Source organism: Paenibacillus sp. MAH-35 (genome assembly GCF_058135425.1).
The window spans coordinates 1-12,320 of sequence record NZ_JBYUPU010000017.1 but is presented as its reverse complement, the minus strand read 5'-3'; the positions used below and the strand labels follow the sequence as shown (position 1 = coordinate 12,320).

Genomic DNA, 12,320 nt, shown 5'->3' with positions numbered 1-12,320 from the left:
ACATGCCTTTATGGCCCGGAACCAAAAAAAGTCCCGTTTCGCATCCGCGAAAAAGAACTCTTCTGCCGTTCCCTATAAATATCATACGACGGTCGGGCCGTTTGCACAACCCGCCGCCGCATATTGGATCTGGGGCAACTTACAGGTGACGTCCAACGACGCTTTTCAGAGCGTCTTTAGGCTGGAAGCCGACCACTTTATCGACAGGCTGGCCGTCTTTGAATACGATCAGAGTTGGAATGCTCATTACGCCGAAACGGGAAGCGGACTCCGGATTGTCATCCACGTTCACTTTGGCAATTTTAACTTGCTCGCCCATTTCTTTATCCAAGTCTTCAAGCACAGGCGCGATCATCTTGCAAGGTCCGCACCATGGAGCCCAGAAGTCGACAAGAACCGTGCCTCCTCCTTCGACTTCGCTTTTGAACGATTGGTCGGATACGTTTACGATAGCCACAGGATTTCCTCCTTATACTAACAAAAAGTGTGTACCTATAGATTTTAATGATTTTCCTACGACATGTAAAGTATACCACAACTCGTACCAATTTCATAACTGAAAACATGTTCCGTCCGCTTTTGGCGTATACTAGGGACGACGCCGCGCCGGCCAGCCCGGGCATTCCGGGTGCAGGGCCCGGATCTTTGGACGAAGCGGTCTTCTCTAATTGTTTCGCCGCTCTGCCTAACCTATGCATGGACAAGCTGCCGCAGCGAAAGAACGGCTGAATTTTGTTGAAGAATTGTCACTTCTTCCGCTTTACAAGCCGCCGAACGTTTCGTTATACTAGACATAGCCAATTTTGCTATGGGAACGATTTACTCGGGAGGAATCCAATTATGACTGACCCAAGAGTGCATGCCAACGAGGAGCCGAGAAACGACTTTCTCGATGTTGCCATCGGATTCGGCGTCACATTCGGCGCTTTCTTTCTGATCGCGATCGTGGCCACCATCATTACGCTGTTCTAATTTGCGGATCACACAAGCGCGTCCGCGCAACCAAAGAAAAGCCCGCTCCTTCTGCTTCGGAGCTGGGCTTTTTTCGATCCGTTTTATTGTTAAGCGAAGGCTTTACGCCCCCGCTTTCCCTCGCTTATTCGTACCGTTCACGACAACCACCTCGACAAAAGGGGTAATCCGGTCCATAATCCGCTGCCCTTTGTACTCCTCGTCCCCGTCCTTGCTCGTAAAGCTGAAATGTTTCTCCAGCTCGTCCGGCTCATGGTTGGATGTGAAAAAGGTCGGCTTCCGGTTCATCCGGTAGTTCAGAATCGTCCCCATCACGTGATCGCGCGCCCACGGATTCAGATTTTCCGCCCCGATATCGTCGAAGACGAGCAGATCGGTCTCCTTCAGCAGCTCGACCGTCTCTTTCAGCCGCTGCGGCTCTGTGATCATCGACTTCAAATCCTCGACGAAATCCGGCATATACACAATCACGCCGGAATGGCCCTTCTTGGCGAGCTGATTCAACATGTAGCACATCAAAAACGTTTTGCCCGTTCCGAAAGGGCCGACCAGATACAGCCCTTCCTTCTGCAGCCCTTCCTCGTTCGTCTTGTGGATGTAATCGACGATACGCTCGACAGCCAGCACCCGCTCCGGATCGATATCGACGATCTCCGCGGTCGAGTATCCTTGCTGGAGCGCGCGGTCGTCGATGTAAAAGCTGCGAATCCGGTTGCGGACGGCGTCCTGCGACTGTTTGGCGATCAGCTTTTTGCAGGCTACCTTCTGATCATGAATATAGGTTTGCTCATTGATCGTCTCGACGGTCAGCTTCGTGTAGTACCCTTCGAAGTCGTTCGGGCACCGGTCGAGTCCGGGACAGTTCGTGCATTGCTTGTATTCCTTCACATACTGGTAGATCCGGTTCATATTGATTTTGAGCGTACGGTCGTCGATTTCCGGATATTTGGCGCGAAGCTTCGCCACGAGCGGATCACTGAGCAGCAGCTTCGTTTTTTCTTCCGCTCTTCTGGCGAACGACATATTCCGGAAGTCGCCTAATATGTCCGATAAAGGTTCCATGCGGCCGATCCGCCTCCTCTCCTGAAAAGTCAGACTGCTGCGCCGGTTACGTAATTTTGCCGTCGAGCTTCATTGCTTTTTTGCGAATTTCCGCAAGCTTCTCGTCGCTGACCGGCTTTTGCGCCGGGATGTCGGTAATGATCGCGATTTTCGGCTTCTGCTGGTGCCCTCTCCGCCCTTTCCCGGGAAACGGGGCGAGCGAGCCGCCGTCGGCCTTGGACGACCGCTTGGTGCGCTTGATCGTTTGCTCGCGTATGTAAGCTACCGCTTGCTCGTAAGTACTGACCCCTTTGGCCATCATATTGGAGGCGACGGAGTCGATATAACTTTTTGTCCAAGACGATTCCTTGTATACGTGCAGATGATGAATCATCACGTTGATCACTTCGTCCGGCATTTTGTAGATCACATCGATCTTCTCAAAAATGTCGGATACGGGCTTCGGCACGGCGCCTTTCTGGAAAAACCGCTCTAGCACTCTCGTGTGCGGCTCGTTGCGCATAATCAGGTTGTACTGATGCTGGTTGCACTGTCCGACGAACAGCGGCGGCACTTCCAAATAATATTGCATCTCCACCGGCTTCTCCTCGAGTGCGCTGACCGATTCGGGCTTCGCTACGCCGGCTATTTTGTGGAACAGCCGCTCCCGCTCCTGCTCGCGTTCCTTGTCCTGACGGAAATACAAATTTGCTTTGTACTGCAGCATATCGTTCTGCAGCTCGCCGTCCTCGGTAAACATCCCGTCCTCGTCCAGCAGCCTGCACGTTTCTCGAAGCGACAAGTCGTACTTGCGGGCGACTTTGTTAATCTCGAACATCTGATCCGGTTTGTTGCGCAGATTTTCTACGAACGGGCGGTTCCTGGACGTACCGCGCGGGAAACGCTGGAGAATCTCGCTGTAATGGAACGCCTTCGTCGTAACGTCAAGCTTGCGCTCGGTCTCCCGCGACGGGGCCGTCTCCTGCAGCGCCTGCTCGAGCTCGTAATCGATCGCCTGGGTGTTGAGCCGGAACAAATCGTAGAACGGAACCGACAAATCCTCCGATACCAGCTCCGGATGCTGAAGCTCCTCGGGCTCCGGCGAATAATACTGCTCGCGCAGCGACAATACGGCGTATTTGCCGACCTTATCGTGCAGCAGCATAACCAGATGCTGATTTTTGAAAAACTCCTGCGGCGTCAGCGGCTGTACGAGCACGTATTCGTACATGTAATCGTCCGCAGAAGGGGAATACTTCCGGTTCGTCTGCAGCAGCCCGATCGCCTCCAGCTTCGAGGTTAGCTCGGCCAACAGCTTCCGTCCCCGCTCCCCCGGCTCCAGATCGAGCGCCAAAAACAGCTTCCGCTGCTGCTCCAGCTCCGAGTATCCCGTCTTATCTCCGGGCACTTGCTGATACATCGTCTGGAAGACGCTGATCGCAAATGCTCCGATCATAGGCTGATAAATGCCGGACAGCATCCGGTAATCCAGCCCGCTAAGCGAAAAATCCCGGTATACGCAAAACCGGTGATTTTCCGTAAAATGAAGCATGTTCGTAATACGCATCAATGTATCTCCAATCTCGTTCGGGCGGCAAAGCCAATCGGTCTATCAAATCCGTTTCTCTATTCTATCACAAAAACCGACAAGCAGGGAGTTTTATAAGAGGTAACATTAGGTTGGTTTCGGAGTTCCGTTGATAGAGAAGCGGCCCTCGGTCCGCACGGCAAACAACCTTGCCCGAATCAGGCAAGGTTGTACAATCGCCGCCGTTTTACGCTTCCGGCTGCTGCTCCGCCGGCTCTTCGGGGAGGGCCGCATAAGGGGGTGTGCCGATCCCGGCTTCCAGCTCAGCCGGCCGCCCGGTAGCGGCTTTCTCCCGCGGACGCTGCAGCCCCCGAATCCATTTGCCGATCACATCGTTCATTTCGGAGGCCGCTTTTGTCGGAATTTGATGCTTCTCGTTTTCCAGGATGTGCAGATCGTAATGAGGCAGCATGCTTTGAATCTTTTTGCGGTAAAGAGTAAAGCCTCCGTCCTTGTTCCCGTACAACAGCAGCACCGGCGCCCGCAATCCGGCCAATCGCTTCGTACAGCTGTAGGTCAGGCTGAACCGGTAATATTGGTGAATATTCGCCGGATTCCCCCGCCGGGCGTCGCGCAGCAAATTGCGGAACGTTTGTCTCCCGTCGGCGTTTCCCCATGTGATGCCCCACATCAGCACCCGGATCAGCGGCTTCCATCTGGACATGCCTACCGCTACGCGAATCCGGTTGCGCAGCACAAAGTCGCTCACTTCCGACATCGCGCTGACCAGAATGCCGCCGGTGAACCGGTCCGGGTGAGTCAACAACGCTTCGAGCGCAATCGAGCCTCCGGTCGAGTATCCGCAGACGAAAGCTTCCGGTAGCTTCAAATGATCGAGCAGCCGCAGCATATCTTCCACGATCAGCTCGTAGGTGACCGGCGCCTCGGACGTCCCGCTCCGCCCGTGTCCGCGAATGTCGAACGTGATCACCGTAAATTGCCCGGCCAGCTGCACCTGCTGGTAGCGGAAGTTCGCGCTGGTGAGCAGCGGCGGGTGTATGAAGATAATCGGAAACCCATCTCCCCGTTTCTCATAGTACAAGTCGGTTCCGTTTATATAGGCTGTTGGCATCGTGCTTACCTCCCGGAAAAATAACCGTTCTACCTGGATAAGTTGAATGAAATGAACGCAATTTCATTCGTTCAACTTACTTGGTTACGTTTCCCGGGACAGCCGAAATTTATAATCGGACCTCGTCCGCCGGCCAGCCGTTCGTATCGGTACGGTACATGATACGTCCCGGGCCGCCGAGCCGGGCGTACAGACGCTCGGCATACTCGTAGCCTTGCCAGCGTTTCCCCGTCACGATAAGCTTCGCCGGCCATAACAACGCCGCCAGCTGCGGCAGATCAGCGATGCGAAGCGCATTGATGACCTCGAACCCTTGCCCAAGGCGAGCGGGATCGTCGTCGGCTTGCAGAAACGAGGACGGCATATCCTCCAGCACCAGCGTACCGACCTCTCCGTCGAGCAATGCCGCGAGCAGAGCGACGACCGCCATCTCTCCTTTGCCGGCAAGCAATACCCGGGCCGGGTCAACCTCCGGTCTGGCCCGGATCGCTTCCAGACCGCGCAGCGTGTCCCATACCCGCATCGAGGTGACCGTATGTCCGATCAGAGACGAGGAACGCCGGACATGCCAATTCAATTCCGGTCCCCAGGTCGAATCGCCCGTCCCGCGCGGATCGATCCGCGCCTTGATCCATCCGGCACCCAGCTGCTTCAGGATGTCGAACGGTTCGTCTTCCTTCCGATGAACCGACCGTCTCAGGGCAACCGCAGCCGGGCGCGGCGAATCGCCGTCGATTCCGCGAAGCTCCCCCTCCAGTCTCCAATACGAATCGGACGAGAACGAAAATTTGCGCGAGCAGCTGCCGTCCATCAAGTCGTACTCGTGCTCGCGTTCGGCCGCAAGCGGAATCGGCTCCTGCGGGAAGGCGGCGAAGCTTTCCTTGCGCAGCGCGGCTACGACGCGTGTCCGCTCTGCGGCGAGCTGCTCCTTCGTCTCGATGTCCGCCGCTACGGGAAGCCGGACGAACCCGCCTTCCACTGTCGTCGAACGGTCGTCCGCCGGCGGCTTGCCCCCGAATACGAGCAGCTGCTCGACCGGAAGCTTCACGCCGTCGAAATCGGTTGCTTGCTCGGGTGTGACCGGGCGTCCCGCCAGATGGGTCAAAAACCAGCTGAACACGCGCTTGCGCGACTCCGGCTTATACATATGGGGCGCTTGAAATTCGAACAGGTCAAGCTGCTCCTCCGCTCCGATGTTCCGGTACAATGACTGGAGCTTGTCATGGACGTAACGCACGGAATCGATGCGGAATACCCGGTCCCGGGCGGGAGCGACGATCAACACGGGCCGCGGCGCGGCGAGCGCATAAGCTTCGGTCAGCGACCAGCCGTCCGGGTTGTTCGGGAAGTTGCAGTCGCAATGGTAGTCGAGCGTCCGGTCGCGGATATGGGAAGTGAGGTGGCCCGTCCCCGACGACGAAGCCATCGCCTTGATCCGGTCGTCGGCGCACATCGCCCACCAGCTGATCGATCCGCCTCCGGAATGTCCGGTGATGCCCAGACGGGCGGCGTCCACCTCTGTAAGTTCGCTTAATACGTCAAGCCCGCGGATCGCGTTCCACACTTCCGCAGCCGACGGCGAATACCCCCGGCTCACCCAATCGAACATGCCGCGCGAATAGGTGCCGTGATGGATGCCTTGCACTTCTCCGTGCTGGATCGTATCCACGATCAGCGTCACGAAGCCTTCCTGGGCGAAGCGGCGGGAGTGCTCCTGATACTGGATTTTTTGCGTCGCACTATGGCCGCACACATATAAGATGCCGGGAGCGGGCTCCTTCAGCCCGGCAGGCACATACAGATTGGCCGCGACGTACAGACCGGGCAAGCTTTGGTAATGCAGCTTGTCGATCCGGTGCGTCCCGCAGTCGACAGACCCGGTCACGGTGACGCGCAGCGGCGTCCGTTCCTCGGCCAGGTAACCGTCGATGCCGAGCATTTCGTGAAAGCGCTTTTGTCTTTGCCGCCGCCACACCTCGAATTCATCCGCCGTTCCGAAGGACGGCAGCGCTCTTTCGTCCGCCTTCCACGCCATTTGGTGCAGGTACTCTTTGATATGCATGTTCGCTTCTCTCCTTTTCGGCTACCCGTAATGCCGCTTTGGCAATCCTTATTCCTTCCTGTTTCTGCCGTTTTATTTTTTTGCCTGCTTCGCCTGCTCGATTTTACGGTCCGCGCTCTCCGCCGCTTGGCGAAGCGCCGTATTCATATCCGTTCCACCCGTAACAACGCTTGTTAATGCCGCATTTAATTCGGTGTTGGCAATGCTCACATATTCCGAGAAAAATGTCGGGGTGACGTACCGGTTCGGCTCGGCAAACACTTTCAGATTTTTCGCTTGAATAAACGCCGGCGCCTCCTGACCGAACGCCGCCCGGATCGAGTCGTTGTTCAACGAAGCGAATCCGCCGCGTTTGGACTTGGCCAGCTGGACTTCCTCGGACGTCATGTATGCGATTACGTCAAAGGCGTCTTCTTTGTGAGGACTTGTAGCTGATAATGCGTAAATATTCGGGTACGTCTGAACGCCTCCCGGCGCGTCGCTCATCGAAGGGAACCGGGTAAAATCGAAGTTCACGTCTTCGAGGCCGAAGGCCAAGGTGATGTCGTTGCTGACGATCGGCGAGTACATCGCGGCCGTTTTGTCTTTGCGGAACAGATTAAGCGCCCCGGAAGTTCCGAGCTGCTGGGCGTCCTTTTCGTTCCCCGGTATCCGGTACAGGTCGGCGATCCGGTTCAGGAAACGGGACCAGCCCGGATCTTGAAAGCTCGCTTTGCCGGTTGCCGCGTCGATATGGTTCAGCCCGTACGGATTGCGGATCAGGTAATTGACCGGAGGCAGCGCAGCGCCGTGATAGTTTACGCCTCCGTCCGTCCGGCTCAGCTTTTTCGCCAGATCTTCGAATTGCTCCCACGTCATGGAATCGCTCGGATAGGACACTCCGAACTTGTCGAACAAATCTTTGTTGTATATCAGCCACGTGCCTCCGGCATCAACGGGCAATCCGTACAGCTTGCCTCCTCCCAGCTGCTTGACCAGGTTCAGCGAGGAAGCGTCCAGCCGGTTTACGTCGTATTTCGTTTGGGCGATATAGCCGGAGATGTCGGTATGCAGGGAATTGGCGACGAATGCGGATTGGAAGGTGGCTTGGGAAGTAATGACGATATCCATCCGATCTTTGTTGACCAGCACCTGGTCGAGAGGGCGGGTAGCGTTGCTGTAGTAATGAATGCTCTCGATATGCGGAAACTTTTGTTGAATGAGCCGGCCGTACATGTCTGTAAACTCTTCTGCGGTCGGACTGCCGGAGTAAATATTTTGAATGTAGAGCTCGATCGGCTGCTTCGGCTTGCTTTCAGGGCCGCCGTCCCCTTTTGACTGCGAATCGCCCGGGTCCGCGCCGGTTCCCGTCTGAGCACCGCAGGCGGCCGCCCCGAGCATCATCACGGACAAAGCGGCCAGACACAATCGTCGTTTCATAGAATTACCTCCTCTTTTCATATATTTCACTCGATTGAAATTACGATTTCATTATATCCCCGGCGTTTTCCGCCTGTCAATTCCATTTTGGGGCCGCTTACATGGCTGGGGCATTTCATCCATCGTTTGGGAAGGCTCATCGTCCTTAAAACAACAAAAAATGCCGAATCGCTCGGCATTCCTCGTACTTGTCTGTATAGTCCGTTTCAGAAAGCGGTTCAACTGCGGGGGCAAGGAGCGGTCGAGTCTCTGACAATTATCTCGTAATCCAGCGTAACTTGGGAAGCCGTCTGGGTAGCAGCGGAGATCCGCTCGACGAGCAGCCCGGCCAGCGCTTCGCCCGCCCGGTCCATGGGCATGCGCATCGACGTCAGTTGAGGAATGCCGAGCGTCGCGTTCAAATCGTCGAACCCTGCCACGGACATGTCGCCAGGGACGTTGAACCGTTTATCCTTCAAGGCATGCAGGATGCCGAGGGCAAAATTGTCGTTGACCCCGATCCATCCGGTCGGCATGTCCGTCTGGTCCCACACTTGATGCAGCCGCTCGTACGCGATCCGCACCTCGTCCCCGGCCCGATGGGAGAGCGGATTGTCTTCGGCGATAACTCGGGGAGACAGCCCGGCGCCGCGCATCGCTTCCATGTACCCTTTCAACCGGCCTTGGGGCGTGCCGCCGATGTCCCGATATGTCATAAATGCGATGTTCCGGTGCCCGAGGCCAATGAAATGGTTCGTCAAATCGTATCCCGCCCGGACATGGTTAAACGCAACGCAATCCGCATCGCGCTCGACGAAGCTCCGTTCCAGCGTATTCACCGCCAAGCCGCTCTCAGCAAAGTCAGTCAAATATTTCGTCAGCGTCGCCGGCGCTGCAGCGGAAATAAACGTGGCGCCGGACACCCGCTGCTGCTTGAGCAGTTCGACTGCGTTGGCCAGTTCTTCCTCGCTCCGGTTCAAATAAAACAGGATCGTGCTGTAGTGAAGCCCGAGAGCCGTTCTTTGAAAGCTCTCCACGAGCGGGGCGTAGATGCCCCGGGTCATGTCAGCTAGCAACAGACCGAGCACCGCATTTTTACCGGTATTAAAACCGCTTGCAAAAATGTCTTTCCGGTAGCCGAGCTGCTCGGCAGTCTGCCTCACCTTCTCAATCGTTTTCGGCGAAACTCCGGGCGCTCCCGCCAAAGCTTTCGAAATCGTCGTACGGTCAACGCCCAAATAATCGGCGATATCTTTCATCGTTATATTTTTTTTCATGCCCTTATCCTCTCCATGCCTGTCCCGGCCGATCTCGAGCCTCCGCTTGTCATTAACGAGAAAAAAAGCCTCTCCCGACGGAGAAGCCCGATCAAAACATTTTATATCCCCGCAGCCGCAAAAATTGGATCGTCTTGCCGCTCAAAATCGCGCCGAGCAGCCCGCAAATAAACAACAAGTATTCGCCCCTTAATTCGGCCAGATGCGAAAGCAGCGAACCGGAGTGCCAAGCCCAATAAACGAGCATGCCGATGACCGCCAGCGTGTACAGGTAGATGGGGAAATGCGTAGTTTTCAGCAGCATGTTAAAGATGAAGCCGATGCCGTACATAAGCACGAACACAAGCACCATAGCGATAACGAGCTGAATGATATCGATCATGCGAAGTACCTCCCGGGCTCGATTCCCGTTTTTCACGTCAATTGTAGTTGAAATGGGCGGCGAAGTAAAGGCTTAACCGCCAACTGTGCGAAATCCGTCACGGGAACCGGCTGTTGACAGACCGCCCTGTTCAGCCGGTCCTGAACGGTTTGTGTCAACTCTGTGAAGCGTTTGCCCTTTGGGCTCCGTTTCGCTACAATTATGGCGTAAACCGATAATCCGAACGGATTGACGAAAGGAGCTGCACCTATGAGCGAAGCGGTACAAACGCTGGAAGGCTGGTATGCGCTGCACGATTTCCGCGCGATCGACTGGAACGCCTGGAAACGGTTGTCCCCCGAAGAACGCGCCAAAGCGGAGGACGAGCTGTATACGCTGCTTGCCCAGTGGAACGAGGTCGAACAGCAGAAGACAGGCAGCACGGCATTTTATACGATAGTAGGTCAAAAAGCGGACATCGTCTTCATGCATCTGCGTGAAACACTTGATGAATTAAACGAGCTTGAGACGGCGTTTAACAAGACGACTTTCGCCCAATATACGATTCCCGTTTATTCGTACGTCTCCGTCGTCGAGCTTAGCAGCTATATGGCGAAGCCGGGCACCGATCCGATGCAGGACCCGGAAATTATGGCTCGTCTGAAGCCGATTTTGCCGAAAGCGAAACATATTTGCTTCTATCCGATGAACAAGCGCCGCTCCGGCGACGACAACTGGTATATGCTCAGTATGGAAGAGCGCCGCGGCTTTATGCGCAGCCATGGCATGATCGGCCGCAGCTATGCGGGACGGGTCAAGCAGATCATTACCGGCTCTGTAGGTCTCGACGACTGGGAGTGGGGCGTTACGCTGTTCTCCGACGATCCGCTTACGTTCAAAAAGCTCGTATACGAGATGCGCTTCGACGAAGCAAGCGCCCGTTTCGGCGAATTCGGCGCTTTTTACGTCGGCAACCTTCTCGATTCGGACAAATGCCGCAGCTTGCTCCGCGTATAAGTGAAACGTGGTTTGTACCGTTTCAAACCGTGTTTATGAAAAGCACCGTCAGGGAAGTCAACTGACGGTGTTTTGACGTGTAGAGTCATGCGGTTGTGTGGAATCAGAGAGACTGTCGATTCATTTGAACAACCGAGTGGAAAGTGAAAAGATTGCCTTTTGGCGAGTTTTGTCTGGAATCCCAAACCTTACATTCCATCAAAATAAATGGATTCCGGACAACCTGTCTGAGCAGAAGAAGGCAACTTTTCACTTGGAACGGCCAGATAACACTTCTTCACATTTAATCGACAGTCTCATCAGTAGATATTAGCGGGCGGGTTGTGTTCGCCTTCGCCATAACATATGCACACGGGAACGCGCAAACACGCCGGCTCTGACAAATACGAGTCTTTGGTTCCTTCTACGGAGCCCCCTGCTCTGCTGTTGTATTTCGTTCAAAAAAAGCCCGAGTCCGATGCGGACCGGGCTTGCTATGGAAAACCATGTTTCACTTTGCTGGAGGTTAACAAAATCACTACGACGATTGCAGCCGGCTGTACCCTGGAGCTGCCGGAACCGCCAGCGCAGAGCTGCAGTCGGGCACCTTCAGATTGCGCTTCTCCATCTCCTGGCGCAAGATGTCGATGAAGTCCTGCTCAAGCTGCCACTCCACCGACTTGACGTAACAGTCGACCAGAATGTCATCCCGCAGTCTCTTCACACAACTCCCTCCCTGTAAAAGCCGTCATGATCCAGCTCGCGAACCGCCGTTTCGGTAATCCGCTTGAACGCTTGTGCTCTATGTAAAATCTCGTCGGACATTTCACGGAGAAAAGAATCGCATTCCCCAGTATCGGTCAATAAGTAGAGGCGGTGCTTGTTGCTGTGAAGCACGGTTTGAATCGCCAATGCAAAGAAACGTTCGTCTCCTTGATTCACCTTCATCTCTCGTCCCCTCCCAGGATGTAAGTCCGCGGCGAGTATCAACACCGACGACACTTCCATATTTATACACTTTCTATGTTATCCGGAATCAGCCCGGGATTCAGCGCAAATTTGTTGCATTTGAATGCAAATCGGTTTGCACTCGGACGCAAGGCGGCTTGTTTCCGCTTTCTGACTCCGTTTCACCGATCGTAATTCCGGTATATTGTCGAAATTAAGCCGTTGTGTTTTCCTTTTCGTTCCAGTTTTTGACTTCCTCGCTCCGCCGTTGCATAATATTTTTAACGCGATTGATGCATAGTTTTCGCAAACTCATGACTTCAGTCATGAGTTAGAAAACATCGGATAGGGCGTGGCTTATGCCACGTTAACTATCCGATACATGTTTAGGCGACTATTACAACAATCCCTTTAATGTCAAGGTTTCTATAGGTGAACAACGCTGACATAGGTTATCCCGTAATCAGAGGTGATTATATGTCAGAAATAAAGCGTGGTCGTGGTTACGTCTATGCCATTCAGTACCACATCGTATGGTGCGTAAAGTACCGACACAAGATACTTGTGGAAGAAATCGACGTAAGACTAAAAGAAATTCTTGTTCA

13 protein-coding genes are annotated in these 12,320 nt (G+C 54.7%); 3 read left to right on the top strand and 10 right to left on the bottom strand.

Annotated features, from left to right (window positions below):
• Window positions 1-139: 139 nt before the first annotated feature.
• A complete protein-coding gene (gene trxA / locus AC3Y2E_RS18645; protein ID WP_190928970.1) occupies window positions 140-457 on the bottom strand; it encodes a thioredoxin in 318 nt (105 codons plus the stop codon).
• A gap of 383 nt (window positions 458-840) precedes the next feature.
• On the opposite strand from trxA, the gene AC3Y2E_RS18640 reads away from it, so the two are divergent.
• Entirely contained in the window at window positions 841-972 is a 132-nt protein-coding gene (locus AC3Y2E_RS18640) for a YqzM family protein (protein ID WP_190928969.1), read from the top strand.
• Window positions 973-1,074: 102 nt separating this feature from the next.
• Here the strand turns inward: AC3Y2E_RS18640 and dnaI are convergent, their stop codons facing one another.
• The 7 genes from dnaI to AC3Y2E_RS18605 form a co-directional block, all read right to left on the bottom strand.
• On the bottom strand, window positions 1,075-2,034 hold the full coding sequence (gene dnaI / locus AC3Y2E_RS18635; protein WP_379212946.1) for a primosomal protein DnaI: 960 nt from the start codon (window positions 2,032-2,034) through the stop codon (window positions 1,075-1,077).
• Between the two features lie 46 nt (window positions 2,035-2,080).
• Window positions 2,081-3,580: a DnaD domain protein gene (locus tag AC3Y2E_RS18630; protein WP_332071702.1), complete on the bottom strand. Its 1,500-nt coding sequence runs from the start codon at window positions 3,578-3,580 to the stop codon at window positions 2,081-2,083.
• A gap of 208 nt (window positions 3,581-3,788) precedes the next feature.
• Window positions 3,789-4,673 carry an alpha/beta fold hydrolase gene (locus tag AC3Y2E_RS18625; protein WP_379212944.1) on the bottom strand — a complete coding sequence of 295 codons (885 nt, stop codon included), beginning with the start codon at window positions 4,671-4,673 and terminating at the stop codon, window positions 3,789-3,791.
• 109 nt (window positions 4,674-4,782) lie between these two features.
• Entirely contained in the window at window positions 4,783-6,735 is a 1,953-nt protein-coding gene (locus tag AC3Y2E_RS18620) for an alpha/beta hydrolase family protein (RefSeq protein WP_379212942.1), read from the bottom strand.
• Window positions 6,736-6,807: 72 nt separating this feature from the next.
• Entirely contained in the window at window positions 6,808-8,154 is a 1,347-nt protein-coding gene (locus AC3Y2E_RS18615; RefSeq protein WP_379212940.1) for an extracellular solute-binding protein, read from the bottom strand.
• Between the two features lie 218 nt (window positions 8,155-8,372).
• On the bottom strand, window positions 8,373-9,410 hold the full coding sequence (locus AC3Y2E_RS18610; protein ID WP_379212938.1) for a LacI family DNA-binding transcriptional regulator: 1,038 nt from the start codon (window positions 9,408-9,410) through the stop codon (window positions 8,373-8,375).
• Window positions 9,411-9,501: 91 nt separating this feature from the next.
• Window positions 9,502-9,792 (bottom strand): YuiB family protein, encoded by a 291-nt coding sequence (locus tag AC3Y2E_RS18605; protein WP_190928962.1) that lies wholly within the window; start codon window positions 9,790-9,792, stop codon window positions 9,502-9,504.
• A gap of 249 nt (window positions 9,793-10,041) precedes the next feature.
• Here AC3Y2E_RS18605 and hemQ point away from each other — a divergent pair, with 249 nt between their 5' ends.
• Entirely contained in the window at window positions 10,042-10,788 is a 747-nt protein-coding gene (hemQ, locus tag AC3Y2E_RS18600) for a hydrogen peroxide-dependent heme synthase (protein WP_379212935.1), read from the top strand.
• Window positions 10,789-11,305: 517 nt separating this feature from the next.
• Here hemQ and AC3Y2E_RS18595 read toward each other — a convergent pair.
• Both AC3Y2E_RS18595 and AC3Y2E_RS18590 read right to left on the bottom strand, forming a co-directional pair.
• The gene (locus AC3Y2E_RS18595; protein WP_379212933.1) at window positions 11,306-11,491 is read right to left on the bottom strand and encodes a sporulation histidine kinase inhibitor Sda; all 186 of its coding nucleotides are present in this window, start codon (window positions 11,489-11,491) and stop codon (window positions 11,306-11,308) included.
• Window positions 11,488-11,715 carry a hypothetical protein gene (locus AC3Y2E_RS18590; protein WP_332071709.1) on the bottom strand — a complete coding sequence of 76 codons (228 nt, stop codon included), beginning with the start codon at window positions 11,713-11,715 and terminating at the stop codon, window positions 11,488-11,490. The genes AC3Y2E_RS18595 and AC3Y2E_RS18590 overlap by 4 nt, the downstream gene beginning before the upstream one ends.
• 477 nt (window positions 11,716-12,192) lie before the next feature.
• Here AC3Y2E_RS18590 and AC3Y2E_RS18585 point away from each other — a divergent pair.
• A partial coding sequence (locus AC3Y2E_RS18585; protein WP_379213117.1) for a transposase occupies window positions 12,193-12,320 on the top strand: 128 nt, incomplete at its 3' end.